The sequence below is a fragment of the Kribbella sp. NPDC054772 genome, from assembly GCF_053611945.1.
Genome location: NZ_JBSHBJ010000025.1, coordinates 84,224 through 100,667, shown reverse-complemented (window position 1 = coordinate 100,667; position 16,444 = coordinate 84,224). Strand labels below are relative to the sequence as shown.

The 16,444-nt window shown below is 68.6% G+C and carries 17 protein-coding genes; 4 read left to right on the top strand and 13 right to left on the bottom strand.

Going from position 1 to position 16,444, the window contains the following annotated elements; translation table 11 throughout:
• Positions 1-34: 34 nt before the first annotated feature.
• Genes ACWGID_RS30330 through ACWGID_RS30320 form a run of 3 tightly spaced genes read right to left on the bottom strand, consistent with a single transcriptional unit; the run spans position 35 to position 3,076 of the window.
• Complete coding sequence (locus tag ACWGID_RS30330) at positions 35-961, bottom strand: ABC transporter ATP-binding protein (RefSeq protein ID WP_452202305.1); 927 nt, start codon at positions 959-961, stop codon at positions 35-37.
• Position 962: 1 nt separating this feature from the next.
• Positions 963-2,003, bottom strand: coding sequence for a FecCD family ABC transporter permease (locus ACWGID_RS30325; RefSeq protein WP_452202303.1), 1,041 nt, complete (start codon positions 2,001-2,003; stop codon positions 963-965).
• Positions 2,003-3,076, bottom strand: coding sequence for a FecCD family ABC transporter permease (locus ACWGID_RS30320; RefSeq protein WP_452202301.1), 1,074 nt, complete (start codon positions 3,074-3,076; stop codon positions 2,003-2,005). The genes ACWGID_RS30325 and ACWGID_RS30320 overlap by 1 nt, the downstream gene beginning before the upstream one ends.
• Positions 3,077-3,189: 113 nt before the next feature.
• Here ACWGID_RS30320 and ACWGID_RS30315 point away from each other — a divergent pair, with 113 nt between their 5' ends.
• Positions 3,190-3,996, top strand: coding sequence for a siderophore-interacting protein (locus ACWGID_RS30315; protein ID WP_452202299.1), 807 nt, complete (start codon positions 3,190-3,192; stop codon positions 3,994-3,996).
• Positions 3,997-4,021: 25 nt separating this feature from the next.
• Here the strand turns inward: ACWGID_RS30315 and ACWGID_RS30310 are convergent, their stop codons facing one another.
• Together ACWGID_RS30310 and ACWGID_RS30305 are read right to left on the bottom strand one after the other, a co-directional pair.
• Positions 4,022-5,218 (bottom strand): alginate lyase family protein, encoded by a 1,197-nt coding sequence (locus ACWGID_RS30310; RefSeq protein ID WP_452202298.1) that lies wholly within the window; start codon positions 5,216-5,218, stop codon positions 4,022-4,024.
• 186 nt (positions 5,219-5,404) lie between these two features.
• Positions 5,405-5,989 carry a TetR/AcrR family transcriptional regulator gene (locus tag ACWGID_RS30305; RefSeq protein WP_452202296.1) on the bottom strand — a complete coding sequence of 195 codons (585 nt, stop codon included), beginning with the start codon at positions 5,987-5,989 and terminating at the stop codon, positions 5,405-5,407.
• A gap of 92 nt (positions 5,990-6,081) precedes the next feature.
• Between ACWGID_RS30305 and ACWGID_RS30300 the strand changes: the two genes are divergently transcribed.
• Positions 6,082-6,786, top strand: a complete 705-nt coding sequence (locus tag ACWGID_RS30300) for an SDR family oxidoreductase (protein ID WP_452202294.1) — start codon at positions 6,082-6,084, stop codon at positions 6,784-6,786.
• 71 nt (positions 6,787-6,857) lie between these two features.
• Here the strand turns inward: ACWGID_RS30300 and ACWGID_RS30295 are convergent, their stop codons facing one another.
• From ACWGID_RS30295 to ACWGID_RS30285, 3 genes are all read right to left on the bottom strand, one after another.
• Complete coding sequence (locus tag ACWGID_RS30295; protein ID WP_452202292.1) at positions 6,858-7,445, bottom strand: DJ-1/PfpI family protein; 588 nt, start codon at positions 7,443-7,445, stop codon at positions 6,858-6,860.
• An 88-nt stretch (positions 7,446-7,533) separates the two neighbouring features.
• Positions 7,534-8,466, bottom strand: coding sequence for a GNAT family N-acetyltransferase (locus ACWGID_RS30290; protein WP_452202290.1), 933 nt, complete (start codon positions 8,464-8,466; stop codon positions 7,534-7,536).
• A 38-nt stretch (positions 8,467-8,504) separates the two neighbouring features.
• Positions 8,505-8,837: a DUF1330 domain-containing protein gene (locus ACWGID_RS30285; RefSeq protein ID WP_452202288.1), complete on the bottom strand. Its 333-nt coding sequence runs from the start codon at positions 8,835-8,837 to the stop codon at positions 8,505-8,507.
• Between the two features lie 90 nt (positions 8,838-8,927).
• On the opposite strand from ACWGID_RS30285, the gene ACWGID_RS30280 reads away from it, so the two are divergent.
• Positions 8,928-10,847: a serine/threonine protein kinase gene (locus ACWGID_RS30280; protein WP_452202286.1), complete on the top strand. Its 1,920-nt coding sequence runs from the start codon at positions 8,928-8,930 to the stop codon at positions 10,845-10,847.
• Positions 10,848-10,895: 48 nt separating this feature from the next.
• On the opposite strand, the gene ACWGID_RS30275 is transcribed toward ACWGID_RS30280, so the two are convergent.
• Positions 10,896-12,176 carry an adenylosuccinate synthase gene (locus ACWGID_RS30275; protein ID WP_452202284.1) on the bottom strand — a complete coding sequence of 427 codons (1,281 nt, stop codon included), beginning with the start codon at positions 12,174-12,176 and terminating at the stop codon, positions 10,896-10,898.
• A gap of 315 nt (positions 12,177-12,491) precedes the next feature.
• Entirely contained in the window at positions 12,492-12,968 is a 477-nt protein-coding gene (locus tag ACWGID_RS30270) for a VOC family protein (RefSeq protein ID WP_452202282.1), read from the bottom strand.
• A 58-nt stretch (positions 12,969-13,026) separates the two neighbouring features.
• On the opposite strand from ACWGID_RS30270, the gene ACWGID_RS30265 reads away from it, so the two are divergent.
• Complete coding sequence (locus ACWGID_RS30265) at positions 13,027-13,845, top strand: AraC family transcriptional regulator (RefSeq protein WP_452202280.1); 819 nt, start codon at positions 13,027-13,029, stop codon at positions 13,843-13,845.
• Here ACWGID_RS30265 and ACWGID_RS30260 read toward each other — a convergent pair.
• The 3 genes from ACWGID_RS30260 to ACWGID_RS30250 all read right to left on the bottom strand — a co-directional run bounded on the left by ACWGID_RS30260 (position 13,832) and on the right by ACWGID_RS30250 (position 16,391).
• On the bottom strand, positions 13,832-15,037 hold the full coding sequence (locus ACWGID_RS30260) for an MFS transporter (RefSeq protein WP_452202279.1): 1,206 nt from the start codon (positions 15,035-15,037) through the stop codon (positions 13,832-13,834). The two genes, ACWGID_RS30265 and ACWGID_RS30260, sit on opposite strands and share 14 nt — an antisense overlap.
• Positions 15,038-15,190: 153 nt before the next feature.
• Positions 15,191-15,940: a 2-phosphosulfolactate phosphatase gene (locus tag ACWGID_RS30255; RefSeq protein ID WP_452202277.1), complete on the bottom strand. Its 750-nt coding sequence runs from the start codon at positions 15,938-15,940 to the stop codon at positions 15,191-15,193.
• Between the two features lie 43 nt (positions 15,941-15,983).
• On the bottom strand, positions 15,984-16,391 hold the full coding sequence (locus tag ACWGID_RS30250; RefSeq protein WP_130388010.1) for a DUF3151 domain-containing protein: 408 nt from the start codon (positions 16,389-16,391) through the stop codon (positions 15,984-15,986).
• Positions 16,392-16,444 lie beyond the last annotated feature (53 nt).

The window sequence follows — 16,444 nt, the reverse complement described above, 5'->3', positions numbered from 1 at the left end:
TCCCCAGGACCTGTGGACAACCGGCGTACGGCAGCTAGCGGTCGGTCGGGCGGCAGATCCCGTTCGCCGCCGCGCTAGCAGCCAGCGCCGCGGCGGCGGGACTGGCCGCTGCTACACCATTCACCTCGGACGACGTTTCGGCAGCGTCCTGTGAGCGGGTTGTGTGCCGCCCGATCGGGACGACCATCGGCGTACCGGCGACCGGGTCCGGCACGACCTTGACCGCCAGCCCGAACACGTCCTGGACCACGTCCTCGGTGATCACCTCCGATGGGTTGCCCTCGGCAACGATCGCGCCGTCCTTCATCGCGATCAGGTGGTCACCGAACCGGCACGCCTGGTTCAGGTCGTGCAGCACCAGCACGATCGTCCGGTCGTCGGACCTGTTCAGGCCGACCAGCAGATCCAGCACCTCGAACTGATGGGTCAGGTCGAGGAACGTCGTCGGCTCGTCGAGCAACAGGATGTCGGTCTCCTGGGCGAGCGCCATCGCGATCCACACCCGCTGCCGCTGGCCGCCGGACAGCTCGTCGATCGGCCGGTCCGCGATCGACAGCACGTCCGTCGAGGTCATCGCCTCCGCGACCGCCATGTCGTCTTCCTTGGACCACTGCCGGATCCACCGCGTCCGTGGGTACCGCCCACGACCGACCAGGTCCGCGACCGTGATCCCCTCCGGCGCCGTCGGCGACTGCGGCAGCAGCCCGAGCTTCGTCGCGACCTCCCGGGTAGGGATCTGCTGGATGCTCTTGCCGTCCAGCAGCACCGACCCGCGCGACGGCTTCAGCAACCGCGCCAGGGTCTTCAGCAGTGTCGACTTGCCACACGCGTTGGCGCCGACGATGACCGTGATCTTCCCGGTCGGGATCCGCACCGACAGGTCGTGGATGATCTCCCGCTGGTCGTATCCGACGGCAAGACCCTCGGCGGCCAGGCTGTGCTCCACAGACTTCTCCTCCATCTCAGCCACCACTCCCGACCCGGTTCGCCCGCGCCAGCAAGAACATCAGGTACGGCGCACCCACCACACCCGTCACCACCCCGACCGGCAGCTGCGTGTCTCCGAACGCGTGCTGTGCGACGAGATCCGACAGCGCCACGACGAGCGCCCCGAGCAACCCGGAGGTGATCATCGCCGGCCCCGGTGACCGGGTCAGCCGCCGCGCGATCGGCGGTGCCACGAACGCCACGAACCCGATCGGCCCGGCCGCCGCCGTCGCCACCGCGGCCAGCAGGACGGCGATCACGATCAGCCCGAGCCGCGACGCCTCCACGCGCAGCCCCAGCCCGTACGCCGTCTCGTCCCCGAGCTGCAGGATCCGCAACTGCTGCACCAGGAACACCATGAACGGCAGTAGTACGACGAACGTGATCGCGAGCGACCGCACGTTCGACCAGTCGCGCCCGTTCAGGCTCCCGGTCATCCAGATCAGCGCCTGCTGCGCGATCTCCACCCGGGCCTTGGTCAGCAGGTACGACGTGATGCTGGTCGCGATCGCCCCGATGCCGATCCCGATCAAGATCAACCGGTAACTCGACACCCCGTGCCGCCAGGCGAGCACGTACATGATGAAAGCGGTCAGCACCGCGCCGACGATCGCCATCCCGGACACCGCGACCCCGGTGAGTCCCAGGGTGACGATCGCGAACACGGCGAACGCGCTGGCGCCGTACGTGACGCCGATGATGTCGGGGCTCGCCAGCGGGTTGCGGGCGATGCTCTGGAAGATCGCGCCGGACAGGCCCAGCGCCGTACCGACCAGCAGACCGGTGAGGGCCCGGGGCAGCCGGAGCCGGTTCACGATGAACTCGGTGGCCTTGTCGCCGCCACCGAACAGGGTCTTGACCACGTCGATCACCGGGATCTTGAAGTCACCCAGCGACAGCGAGACGCAGAAAGTCGCGAACACCACCACCGCGAGAACGATGATGACGACGGCTGTACGGGCCTGCCGCGCCGCGCGGGCGCGCGCGATGACCTGGGCTGCTTCGACGGTCGTCATCAGAGATCGGCCAGCTTCCGGCGGCGTACCAGGGCGATGAAGAACGGTGCGCCCAGGACCGCGGTCACGATGCCGACCTGCAGCTCACCGGGCAGCGCGACGACCCGGCCGATCACGTCCGACCCGAGCAGCAGGATCGGCGCGAGCAGCGCGGAGTACGGAAGGATCCACCGGTAGTCGGGGCCGGTCACCAGCCGCGCGACGTGCGGGATGGTCAGGCCGATGAACCCGATCGGGCCGGCCGCCGCAGTCGCCGCGCCACACAGCAGTACGACGACCACCGCGACGAACAACCGGGCCAGTCCGACCCGTTGGCCGAGCGACTTCGCCACCTCGTCACCGAGCGACAGCGCGTTCAGCACCCGTCCGCAGAACAGCGACAGCACGATCCCGACCAGGATGAACGGCGCCACCTGCGCCGCGATGTCCGACCCGCGACCGGCGAACGACCCCACCGACCAGAACCGGAACTGGTCGAAGGTGTCGACGTCACCGATCAGCAGCGCCGTGGTCAGCGACCCGAGCATCGCGGTCAGCGCCGCACCGGCGAGCGCGAGCTTCACCGGCGTCACGCCTTCCCGACCGAGCGACCCGAGGAAGTAGACCGCGACCGACGCCGCGGCCGCACCAAGGAAGGCCAGCCAGACGTACGACGTCAGCGTCGACAACCCGAACCAGTAGATGCCCCCGACAACGAACAGCGCAGCGCCGCCGTTGACTCCGAGGATGCCCGGATCGGCGAGCGGGTTGCGGGTCACGCCCTGCATCAACGCGCCCGACAGCCCGAGGGCCGCGCCGACCAGCAGACCGATCAGCGTCCGCGGCACGCGCAGTGACCGCACGATCACGTGGTCGGTGTTGGCCTCGTTGTAGTGGCGCAGGGCATCGATCACGGTGGGCAACGGGATCTGCTTGGACCCGATCGCGATGCTCAGCAAGCACACCAGGGCCAGCAGGACCACGCAGCCGATCAGTCCTCCGACGAGCGTCGTCCGGCGGGACCGGCGCCGCGGGCGTGCGGGGGCGGACTCGAGATCAGGCGCGGCGGAAGCGACAGTGCTGGGCGGGGGCATTGGACTTTCGGGATCCTCTTAGGTAAGGCTAACCTCTAGACGCCTCAGAGTACCCCGGCCGCCCTCGGGTCCGCATCTGAGTCCCCCTGCAGAGTTTATGGAGAAACCTCAGCATGACTACCGTGCTCGAGCGGCCGATCGTTTTCGACTCGCTCCTCGCCACCGTGGCGGCCGTTGAGGACCTGAGCCCGCATCTGCGCCGCGTGACGTTCGTCGCACCGCGGATCGCGGAGTCGGTCACCGCCGGACCGGACCAGCGGATCAAGGTCCTGCTCGCCCCGCCGAACGGCACTGCGATCAGACTGCCCTCCGGACCCGAGTGGTACGCCGAGTGGTGCGCGCAGCCGGTCGAAGAGCGGTTCATCATGCGGACCTACACCGTGCGGGCGCTCCGCCCGGAGGTGGCCGAGCTGGACGTCGAGTTCGTCCTGCACGGGGTGAACGGACCCGCGTCGGCCTGGGTGAGTGAAGCGAAGCTAGGCGACGAGGTGGGCCTGCTGCTGCCGTTCGCGGTCGACACGACCAGCACGAAGGGCCTGCTGCACTCTGGCGTCGACTACGTCCCGCCGGCGACCAGCGTGCGCCGCGTCCTCGTTGCGGACGAGACGGCGCTCCCAGCACTGGCCGGGATCCTCGAGGAGCTCCCTGCGGCGGTACAGGCCACGGTGTTCATCGCCGTACCGGATGCTGCTGACATCCGGCCGCTCGGAGGCTCTGCTGATGTGACGTGGGTGACCGATGGCTCCGTGCTGGATGCGCTGAAGTCAGCCGCGCTGCCGTTCGACCCTGACTACGCGTGGGTCGCCGGCGAGTCGTCGATGATCAAGGCGGTACGCCGGCACCTGGTGAACGCGGTGGGGATGCCGAAGGCGGCCATCTCGTTCCAGGGGTACTGGAAGCGCGGCGAGGCGCACTGCTGATCCCGGACCAGCAGTGCGCCTGCTGTCACGACGGGTTCTCTGCGTGCGTGAGCGTCTCCCACGCGACGAACAGGTTGTTGGACCCGGCCGGCCGCTTGGACTCGGTCAGCGCCTGGGTGTTCGCCATCGCGATCCCCAAGCGGGTGTGCAGCGCGTTGTAGCCGACCTCGGTGATCGGTCCGAGTCCGCGGTTCACCGAGCCCTTGCACAGCCAGGACGGCACCGGCTCCAGATTGCGTTCCCAGCGCGACTGGAAGCCCAGAGCCTGGCGGAGTCGCTCACCGAACTCGGGGTACATGTCGACGCCCTGGATGCGTGCCGTCTCCAGCACATGTGAGATCGACGAGATGCCGTAGCCGGTGTGGGTGAAGTCGCGGCAGGTCTCCTGGGTCAGACCGGATACGAACGTCCCCTGACCCTGCCAGTAGCTGACGATCTTGTCGCGGGTGTTGAGGTTCTGACTCGGCACCGTCTTCGGCAGCGCACCGTCGGACTCCAGGTACACGTACGCCGGGACGCGCAGGCGGTACAGCGCGATCGCCTTGTCGTACACGGTCTTGTCCTCGAGGAACACACCGATGCCCTGGATCGCCTCGGTCATGCTCAACTCCCAGTTCCCGTTGGAGTTCGAGCCGTTGATGATCTTCGGCAGGTAGACGGTACGGAGCATCGTGGCGAAGCGGCCGGCGTTCGGCCAGTTGCCGTACTTGTACTTGATGATCTCCGCGGCCTTCGGCCACGACGACGCGGCCCACGCGGTCTGCAGCGGGGCGTTGCTGTTGGTGTGGTCGCGGACGGTGGCCGACCACGCGTCCATCAGCTCGATGGACTTCTGTGCGTAGCGGTCGTCACGGGTGAGGTACCAGAGCAGTGCGTCCGTGTACGCCGCGATCGCGTCCTCACGCTCGTCGGTACAGCCGTAGTTCGGGTTCGAGTACGGACCGCACTCCACGGTCGCGCGGGGTTTCGGCGTACGGGAGAGCGAGGCGTACGTGCTGTTCTTCGCCTGGTTGAACGCGTTGGTCCAGGGCTGCGCGCGGGCCTGCACCTTGGCGCGCACGAAGTCGAGCTGGGCGGTGCTCACGCCGACGCCAGGATGGGTGAACGTCGCCGGCGCATCGACGGCCGCCGGCGCGTTAGGGGCGGCGAGTGCTGGACTGCCGAGTGTCCCGGCAACCAACGCAGCACATGCTGCGGCCAGGACGAGAGGGTTCTTTCGCATGGGCGGTGTCCTGTCTTCGGGGGCGGTAGGACAACTGCGCGACCCCACTAGCGCAGGGTCTTTGCGAAAGTCTGGACACGGCCGCCGAAGCCCGTCAACAGTTCATCGAGGCTTATTTCACATCGGAACAAAAGTCACTGTTGTCCCAGGTCAGTGGAACAAAGTGAGGACCTTTCCCACGGAGGCTCAGCGCAGGGCGAGCTCGCCCGACCGCACGCCGGCTGCGTCCAGCAGGGCGGCTGCGGTGGCGGCACCGATACCGCCGAGCGGCTGCGCGCGGACGACCGCCCGCGCACTCGCGCCGTCGAAGATCATCGTCAGCTGGATCGCCAGCGTCGACGGATCCTCCGCGCCGGCCGCGACCAGTTCACGGTGGAAGAAGTCGGTGAGCTGCTGCTTGAAGTGCCGCGCCACCACCGATCCCGGGTGCTCCGGGTTCTTCAGCTCCACCGCCGTACTCACGTACGGGCACCCGAGGTAGTTGCCGTCAGCCACCATCGCGTCCTGCCGCTCGAACACGGTGATGATCCGCTCGCGCGGCGACCGCTCGTCCTCCACCCCCGGCCGCAGCAACGTCTGGTACGACGGCCCGCGGCTCGCCAGGCTCTCCGCGATCAGCTCGTCCTTCGACCGGAACAACTGGTACATGGACTTCTTCGACACCCCGGCCGCCTTGCAGAGCGCGTCCACTCCGATGTTCACGCCGTCGCGGTAGAAGAGCTCGCCCGCGGCGTCCAGAAGCCGCTCACGGGGAGTTGCCGAAGTACTCATGCATCGAGAGTACCGGCTGGATTTGAAATCGGAAACCGATCGGTTTACGGTGATTGGAAACGGATCGGTTTCCATCTCAAGGAGAGTCCCCCATGACTGCACTCGAAGGCGCGGTCGTCCTGGTCACCGGTGGCCAGCGCGGCATCGGCCAGGCGATCGTCGACGACCTGCTGACCCGCGGCGTCGCGAAGGTCTACGCGACCGCCCGCAACCCACGGCCCAGCGACGACCCGCGCGTGGTCCCGCTGCCGCTGGAGATCACCGACCAGGCCTCGATCGACGCGCTGGCGAAGGCCGCGCCGGACGTCACGGTCCTGATCAACAACGCCGGCGCCGGCTCGCCGGACACCTACCTCGACGCCCCGATCGGGGAGATCCGCGCGGTGTTCGACGCGAACTTCTTCGGCCCGCTGCAACTCACCCGGGCCTTCGTCCCGATCATCGAGCGGAACGGCGGCGGCCACATCCTGAACGCCCACTCGGCGCTGTCCTGGATCGCCCGCCACGGCGCGTACTCCGCGACCAAGGCGGCGTTCTGGCTGCAGACCAACGCGATCCGCCTCGAACTGCTCGACCGCGGCATCGGCGTCACCGGCCTGCACATGGGGTACGTCGACACCGACATGACGACCGCGGTGACCGCACCGAAGTCCCGCCCCGAGGACATCGCCAAGGCCGCGCTAGACGGCATCGAGGCCGGCGCGTACGAGGTACTCGCCGACGAGACCGCCCGCGGCGCCAAGGCCGCGACCGCGCTCGACCTGACGGCGGCGTACCCGGAGCTTCGCGGACTCTAGCCACTCACCAACCCCGGGCAACGCCCGCGATGCACGCTCGGCCACGCGTGCGTCGCGGGCGTTGCCCGGGGTTAGTGAGTGCCGGCGGTCCACACGTCGCGGTCGCGGGCGTACTCCATGGCGCCCGCGATCCCGTCGGCGATGTCGGCACCGAGCTCACGCTCGACCACGTGCAGCGCCAGGTCGATCCCGCCCGCCGTGATCAGCGTCCCGTCGTCCACGACCCGGTTCGTCTTCAGGTCGGCGCCGAACGCTTCGAGCTCGGTCCAGGCGCCCCGATTCGTCGTGGCCGGACGGCCCTTCACCAGCCCGGCCTCGGCGAGCAGCATCGAGCCGGTGCAGACCGAGCCGATCCACTGCAGCGACGGCGCGAGCTCGGCGATCCGGGCCGGCATCACTCCACGCCGCGCTTCCGCCCAGGCGCCTTGCTCAGCGCGGTTCATCCAGCCACCACCGGGGACGAAGAGCGCGTCCGGCGACCCGAGACCCTCGGGTGCCTTGAACTGCAACCCGTGCAGACCGGTCACCTCGGCCGGCCCGTCCAGACCCACCAGCGCCAGGTCGAACTCCGGCCGGCGCGCCGCGTGACTCCAGACCTCGAACGGCCCCATCACGTCCATCTCGTCCACACCGTCGAACACCAAGATCTCGATTCGCATACCCCCACCCAACCTGGGCGAGCGAGAGGCAGCCAGTGGCCACAAAGCCGCTGTTCGCCAAGATCTGGCCACGGGACCAACGTGTTGATCAGAAGTCAATACGCAGTACGGCGCGGCGCTTGCCTGGTCGGCTGACCTCTACGAAACCCGCGTCGGCGAACATCGCGAGTGTGCCGACCGAGCCGCCGACGACGAAGTCCGGGTAGCCCTCGATCGCGCCGGCGCCTTGTCCAGCAGCGAAATCGGCGGACGCGCGAGCGAGCGCACTGCCGATCCCTCGTCGCCGATAACCGGCTCGGGTGACGAAGCACGTCACGGCCCAGACTGTGGGGTCGGTCTTGTCCTCGGTGCGGTCGAGCCACGGGATGCGGACGTCGCGGAGCAACCTCGCATGGTCCGCGCGCGGCGCGACGGCGCACCATCCGACAGGCTCGCCGTCGAGGTACGCGACCAGGCCGCTCGTGGCCCGTGCACTTCCGTCGCCGCAGGCCGTCTGGTCCCGGAGCCGGGCGGCGAGTTCCTCGGGACCTTCGGAGGCCCACGACTCCTTGGGCAGCATCCGGAACCGCTGGCACCAGCACCGCACGGTGTCGCCGCTCGCGCTGAACACCGCCTGCAGGTCCTGCCAAGTCGCCTGGTTGGCCGGAACGATCGTCAACTGCTCGGCGCTGACCGGCTCCCGCGATCCCCGCGGAACGGGTGCCCGTCTGGTCGGCGCCTTCCGCTCGCGAGGCGGTGCGTCGAAGGTGACCCGAACCTCGACAGGGTCGCCCTCGCCCAGTCCCGCGGGCGTACGGACCGCATCCTTCAGCGGAAGCAGGTAGCCGCCGTCCTTCGTCCAGAGCGACGTCTTCCACTCGGTGCCGTCCATCCGGGCACGGATCGGGATCGAGCCCCACCCGTAGTTGGCGGCCGCGGCCGCCTCCCGCAGCGCAAGCCCTTCCTGCTCGGGCACGGCGACGAAATAGTACGGCGCCGGACCGCGCCACTCGACGATCTCACCACCGAACTCGACATCCATGGCCCGATGCTAGAGCCCGCCCCGGACAACTTCTGGAATCACGGCAATACGTCGGTCGCCTTGTGCGTCCGATCGACGCCCTCGACGAAGATCACCACACCGTCGGAGTTCTCGGTGCGCAGCGGCAGGATCTCGCGGTAGTCCGGGGAGTCGTACCAATCCCGGAGGTGGTCGTAGTCGGGGAACTCGATCACGATCGGTGTCCCGTCCCACTCGCCCTCGACCTGTTCCGGCGTCGCGCCGTGCACGATGAAGTGACCGTCGTACGGCGCGAGTGTCTCGTCGATGCGTTCGAGGTACTCGACGATGGCGGCGCCCTTTCGGACGTGGCGTAGGGAGGCGATCGCGTAGGCCTTCGCTGGCTGGTTCATGGGTTCAGCTTCGGCGCTGCGAGGAAGTCCGGCGATTACCTCCGAGGTCATCGCGAGACGTTGGTCTGGTGCCGACGTACCGTAGATGGCATGTCAGTCACAGGGGGACCGCCTTCCACTCGCGAGGAGGAGGTGGAGGAGCGGATCGGCCCGTACCGGTTGATCCGGCGGCTCGGACAGGGTGGCATGGGGGTCGTCTACCTGGCCGAAGGACCCGAGCGCCAGGAGGTCGCGCTGAAGGTACTGCGGCCGCACGTGGCCCACGACCCGATCGCGCGGGCGCGGTTGCAGCGCGAAGCGACCACACTGCAGAAGGTGAGCCACCCTGGCGTGGCAGGCATCCTCTCTCACGACCTGGAGGGCGAACGGCCCTACCTGGTCACGCGCTTCGTCCCGGGCCGGCCGCTGGACGAGCAGGTGGACGACCGCGGCCCGCTGACCCCTCGCAAGTGGCTGCCGCTCGCCGGCTGCCTGGCCGAGTCGCTGCAGGCGATCCACGCGGCCGGAGTGATCCACCGCGACCTGAAGCCCGGCAACGTGATGATGTGCAACGGCAAGCCGGTGATGATCGACTTCGGCATCGCCCAGGCCGCCGACGACCTGCGACTCACCCAGACCGGCCTGGTGATCGGTACGCCGGGTTACCTCGCGCCTGAGCTCATCGAGGGCGAGATGGTGTCGGAGTCCGCGGACTGGTGGGGCTGGGCGGCCACTGTGGCGTTCGCCGCGACCGGACGGCGCCCGTTCGGCAAGGGACCGTTCGAGGCGGTGCTGGCCCGAGTCCACTCCGGTCAGGCCGACCTGGACGGGCTGGACCCGCGACTGAAGTCACTGCTCGCCGCAGCGCTGGCGCCGAACAAGGCGAACCGTCCGACGCAGGACGAGATCATGACGGGCCTCACCAGGTACTCCGAGGGTCGCGATGCGCTCCCGCCGCGCGAACCCGAGTCCAACGCTGAGTCCGAAGCCGATGGCGCGACCGTGGCCGCCGTACCCCCGACCAGGTTGGTGACGAAGCTCATGCCGACGGAGGCCGCTGCCGCTGGCCCCTCGCCGGCCGAGGTGGCGCAGCTGGTGCCTCCGGTGATTCCACCGCTGTCGGCGTTCGCCCCGATGCGGGACAAGATCCGGAACGCAGCGGCGAAGAAGCCGGTCGCGGAGATGCCGCCGCACCCGGCGACGTACAGCCCGGCTCCGAACGCGGCCGCACCGGCTGGGATGCCGTTGCCGTACCAGAGCGGTCCGCCGGCCCCTTACCAACCGCAGTACCCGCAGCCGTATCAGCAGGCTAGTCCGCCGGCGCCGGTACAGCCGTCGCACCCGGTCCAGCCTTCGCCGGCTCAGCCCGTCAAGGCTCCCCCGACTGGCCGCCGTACTGCGGTCATTGTCGGCTTCATGTTCGCGCTGACCGGACTGATCGCGCTGACTCCCCTGATCGGCTCAGCTGTCGCAGTAGTACTGCTGGTCCTCGCTCGGACCGTCGACCGGTCGAGCACCGCCCTGATGCGCCGCCGTCAGGTCCGTGGTCGATCCGGAAAGTCCGACGGCGTCGTGGCCGCGGCGGCCAGCCCGCTGCGGCTCGTCACGTCGGCACTCGTCACGTTGCCCTGCCTGATCCTGCCGCTGCTCACAGCGGTCGTCGTCGGGGGCATCGTCACCGCCGTGGCCGCCACGACGTACGACCTGAACTGGCAGCCACTGTCCGCCGTCGGCTTCGCGAGCGCCGCGCTGACCGCGCTCTTCTGTTGCTGGTGGGGCCCCGGCGGGAGTTCGCTGCGTCGCGGCGCGCACATCGCGGCCCGGAACACCTTCCGTCCGCACTGGCTCTCCGCCCTCGTCGCCGTCGCCCTGCTGGCGATCGGCGGCATCACGTTCTACGAGGCCACGAAGGGCGCCGGAGCGGACTGGGCGCGGACACCGATCCAGACGCCGAACATCCAGCGCCCGACGTTCGGCGACCTGCGGAACGCGCCGTTCATCCGCAACCTCCCCGTCATCGGGAACGGATGACGGGGAGGCCGGACGGCCTCAAAGCTGGACCACTCAGAGCGGGACGACTCAGAGCTGGACGATCTGGCTGCGCTCGGGACCGACGCCGATGGCGGAGATCCGCGCGCCGCTGAGCGACTCGACGGCGCGGACGTAGGTCTGCGCCTCCTTCGGCAGGTCGTCGAAGGAACGGCAGCCGGAGATGTCGTCTGACCAGCCGTCGAACTCCTCGTACACCGGGACTGCGTGGTGGAACTCGGTCTGCGTCATCGGCATCTCGTCGTGCCGGACACCGTGCACGTCGTACGCGACGCAGACCGGGATCTTCTCGCGGCCCGTCAGGGTGTCGACCTTGGTCAGCACGAAGTCGGAGACGCCGTTGACGCGCGCGGCGTACCGGGCGATGACCGAGTCGTACCAGCCACAGCGACGCGGGCGACCGGTGGTCACGCCGAACTCGCCGCCCTGGGTGCGCAGCCACTCGCCGTCGGCGTCCAGCAGCTCGGTCGGGAACGGGCCCTCACCGACGCGGGTGGTGTAAGCCTTCACGACGGCGATCACGCGGTCGATCCGGGTCGGCGGGATGCCGGTGCCGGTGCAGGCGCCGGCCGAGACCGCGTTCGACGAGGTGACGAACGGGTACGTGCCGTGGTCGACGTCGAGCAGCGTGGCCTGACCGGCCTCCATCAGCACGGTCTTGCCGCCGTCCAGGGCCTTGTTCAGCAGCAGGCTGGTGTCCGCGACCATCGGCTTCAGCCGGTCGGCGTACCCGAGCAGCTCGTCGAGGACCTCGCGGATCTCGACCGCCCGCCGGTTGTAGACCTTCACCAGCAGCTGGTTCTTCTGCTCCAGCGCGCCGGTGACCTTCTGCTCGAGGATCTTCTCGTCGTAGAGGTCCTGGACCCGGATCCCGACGCGGTTCATCTTGTCCGCGTACGTCGGTCCGATCCCGCGCCCCGTCGTACCGATCTTGCGGCTGCCGAGGAACCGCTCGGTGACCTTGTCGAGGGTCCGGTTGTACGGCGGGATCACGTGCGCGCTCGCACTGACCACCAGCCGCGACGTGTCCAACCCGCGCGCCTGCAGCGCCTCGAGCTCCTCGAACAGGACGCTGAGGTCGACCACGACCCCGTTGCCGATCACCGGTGTCACACCCGGTGTGAGGATGCCGCTCGGGAGCAGGTGCAGCGCGTACTTCTCGGACCCGATCACCACCGTGTGGCCGGCGTTGTTACCGCCGTTGAACTTCACCACGTAGTCGATGACCTCGCCCGTGTTGCCGAGCAGATCGGTCGCCTTGCCTTTGCCCTCATCGCCCCACTGGGCGCCGACGAGCACGATTGCGGGCATCTCAGCCCTCCTCTTCACGCGCCGGCCGCAGGGTGATGGCCGTCCTCACACCCCGTAGCTGCCGACGCTGGAAACGGTGAAGCCCGGAGACGTTCACCGGACATTCATCCGGCGGCGCATCCAGGCTCTTGCGACCAAAGCCTACCGGACCTGGCCGCTCACGTTTCGGGCCTGTCCACAATCACCAAGCAGTCGTTTCAACTATCTGTTTCATCAGGTGACGGGTTGCCATTTTGCGTGATCGCGTGCACACTCTTAGTCAGCGGCCCGCCGAAACTGCCGCAGGGGACGGTTCCGGCGGGCCGCTTCCTCTTGTCACACACCGCCGCTGGCGATCCATTCGTTGATCCGCCGCTCGGCCTCCTCGCGGGAGACGTCCTCGACCCGGGTCATGATCGCCCAGCGATGACCGAACGGGTCGATGATCGTGCCGAACCGGTCACCGGTCATGAACGTCTGCACCTCCTCGACCGAGGTCGCGCCCGCCTCGAGCGCCTTCGCGTACGTCGCGTCGACATCCGGCACGTAGTGCACCAGCGACGAGTGCACCCAGCCGTCGGCCGGCGCGCGCAGCCCGATCTGCGGCATCGCGTCACTCATCTGCAGCATCGAGTGACCGAACTTCAGCTCGGCGTGGGCGACCTTGCCGTCGGGCATGTCCTGCCGGCTGATCACCTCCGCCCCGAAGACCGAGGTGTAGAACTCGACGGCCTTGGGCCCGTCCGAGACGGCGAGGAACGGGGTCAGCGAGTGATAACCGTCGGGGATGGGGTTTACCGTGTTCGTCGTCATGACACCCATTCAATCCGCCGGCCGCCGACCGGTCTTGTAAGAAAGCGACAGCGGGCTTTTGAGCCACCCAGCAGACAGCGAGAAGGGCATCCTGCACCCGCGAGAGCAGGCCCGGCACCGCTCGCTCAACCGTCTCCAGCCGGGCCCCCAGGCCGGCCGGTTCGTCGAGTGGTACTGGATCGTGGAGTGGGACCTGGACGAGCCGTACACGGCCGAGGTGCTGCCGTTCCCGTCGGTGAACGTCACCTTCGAGCAGCCGGGCGGCGCCTTCGTGAACGGGGTCTGCACGCGGAAGTTCGAACGCGAGCTGTCCGGGCGTGGGTGGGCGTTCGGCGTGAAGTTCTGGGCCGGTGGCTTCGGTGCGATCACCGGCCTTGACGTGGGTTCGCTCTGCGACCGGGTGCTGCCGTTGACGGACGTGTTCCCCGACGGCGACCGGCTGGCGGACCTGATGTTCGAGGCCGAGTCCGACGTCCGCCGCCGCGCGGTCTTCGAGGCGTTCCTGCGTGACCACCTCGCGCCGCCCGATCCGTCGTACGAGCTGGTCCGGGAGATCGTCTCCACCATGGCGGCCGATCGCTCGGTGGCCCGCGTCGACGAGATCACCGCGCGCTTCGGCGTACCGATCCGGACGTTGCAACGCCTGTTCCGCCGGTACGTCGGTGTGGGTCCGAAGTGGGTGTTGCGGCGCTACCGGTTGCACGACGGTGCCGAGCTGCTGGCCCGGGGCGAAGTGGCCGAGTTGGCGGAACTGTCCGCAGCACTCGGCTACTTCGACCAGGCGCATTTCTCCAAGGAGTTCAAGCAGCAGATCGGCCTGACGCCGGCCGAGTACGCGAGCCGAGCCGCTGCCGAACGCCAGGTCACCTACCGCTGAACTTCACGTTCACCGCCATCACCAGTGCTGTCAGCGCCGCTCCGAGCGCTACAGCGAAGCCGTACTGCGCACTGTGTCCGTCGACGACCCAGCCTGCGAACGCGGAACCCAGCGCGATGCCTGCTGCGCCACCGGAGTTCAGCCAGGTGAACGCCTGGGTCAGGACAGCGGGCTCGACCGCTGACTCCGCCAAGACGGACGACAGGGTCTGGAACGGGGCAATCGCCAAGCCAGGCAGGGTTAACGCGAGCGCTGCCGCCAACGGGGTGTGCACGGCGATCAGGGGCACGCAACTCACGACAAGCCAGATGAACGCGATGACGAACTGCGTTTCCGGTGCGGTCCGCCACCGTCTGGCGCCGTACGCGAGTCCGGCGAAGAGACTGACCAGGCTGGTGATGCTGTAGAGCGGTCCGGCCAAACCCGGCGTACCTCGCGATACCGCGAACGCGGTGACAGACACCTGCATGCTGCCGAAGAACAGACCGACTCCCACGTTCGTACCGGCGAGACCCACGAATCGCTTGTGCAGCAGGCGTTTCGCGCCACCATGCTCACCGGCCATCTGAGGCGGCGGCGCCGTACCGCGTTGCATCGCCAACAGGAAACCGCCTGTCAGCACGAGACTCGTCGCGAGCACCGAACCTGCCGCTGGGGTGCCGAACGAGCTCACGACTCCAACCAGGCCGGGGCCGACCATGAAGGCCACGCCGACGCTCAGCGCCTCGAGCGCGAACGCCGACGAGAGCAGCGGCGTATCGCGCAATGCTTGGGACCAGCGCGCTGCGGTCTGTGCACCGATCTGGGGCAGCGAGCCGCCGGCCAGGACTCCGGTCCCGATGAGCACCGGCAGCGGAGCGTCCGACAGGGTCAAGGCGATCAGCAATGCCACTGCGGTCGCGTGGGCGAGCAAGGTGATCGGCAACATGCGGGTCTGACCGAAACGGTCGATCAGCCGGGCGACCTGGGGTCCGGCGACCGCTTCGGCGACGGCGAAACCGCCGGTGACGCTGCCCGCGGCGGCGTACGATCCGGTCGATCCGTGGACCAGCCAGACGATGCCGAGGCCGGTCATGGCGATCCCGATCCGGGCCGGGGCCGCCGCTAAGTAGAACTTCCACGCGCCGGGAGTACGCAGTACCTCTGCGTAGTGGTTGCTGGGCGCGCCGATCCGTCCGGTGAGAGCCGGCACGGTAGACCTTCCGCTGCCCGATGGGGCGGGGACCCGACCGTGGGCGTCCAGCTTCGCCGGTCTGTCCGTCCGCCTAGAACCGTCCATGTTCGGCAGGAAACGGGGACGCTCGTCCCCTGCCGGCACTGTCAACGGGCAGAAACCTCGAGTGCTTCAGGTTGACCCGAACAGTCTACCGTCCACCAGCACCGGCACCGATTCACTGCTGTCCACCTCCGCCGCGATCGCCACGTCCTCCGGATAGCCGTACTGCGTGAGCTCGCGTCCGCCGGCGCATTCGTGCAGAAGCCGGGGCAGGTTGTCCGCAACCGCGTCGTACGCCGCCACCGCCGCTCGCGCCTCGGGCGAGAGACTGTCGCTCCGCAGCGCACTCAGGAACCCGCCAGCACCGCAGAGATCCTCGACCGCGGGTCGCAGCGAGCCGTCCTGCCATCGCTCCCCTGCCGCAATCGCAACCACCTTGGGCCCGTTGCTCCCGACCTGCGTCTGCTTCCTGACCCAATCGGCCGCAGCACGTCGGTTACGCAACGACACCGCGATCACGGTCGCGCCGCTGTCACTGAGTTGCTTGGCGATCGTCGACCCGTTCGGCGACGGCAGCACCAGCCGGCTCACACCCTCAGCCCGCCGGATGGTCACCGGCGACAAGCTCACGTCCCCAGGGCCGGCCTCGGACCGCCCAACGGCCAACGTCGCACCGACCTGTTCGGCGTAGGCGACCGCGGTTTCATCGCGCCAGCGGTACGGATAGACGTCAATGCCACGATCCACCGCCACCGTCACGGCAGTTGTGAAGGACAAGACATCCACCACCGCGACGATGTCCCCGGCAACGATGCCGGCGCCGACCGGGCCCCACTCGAACCCGGCACTGAACCCGTCCTGCGCGTAAGGGCTGGTCACCCGGCAGATCATCCCGCCGGGCGATCAGTCCCACCAACAGTTTTCAGCTCAGTGCGTCGGCGGCAGCCGGCGACGAGTCCCGCAGGAAGGTGACGCAGCGTTCGGCCTCGTCCTTCTCGTCGATCAGCGCCGCGGCCTTGCCCAGCGCGGCCAGTGCCCGGAGGAAGCCACGGTTCGGTTCGTGCTCCCACGGGACCGGTCCGTGACCCTTCCAGCCGTTCCGCCGCAGCAGGTCCAGCGCGCGGTGGTACCCGGTGCGCGCGTACGCGTATCCCTCGATGGTCCGGCCGTCCGCGAGGGCACCCTCGGCGAGCACGGCCCAGGCCAGCGACGACGTCGGGTGCTTGGCCGCTACGTCCGCCGGAGCGGCCCCGTCGGCGAGTTCCGCCGCGGCCGGGTCGACCGGTAGTAGTGTCTCGGGTGGGCCGGAGAGCAGATTGTTCAATTCCATAAGCACATCTTCGCCGATCACGCAGCCGTACCGGCACGTGACCGTCTGACGAA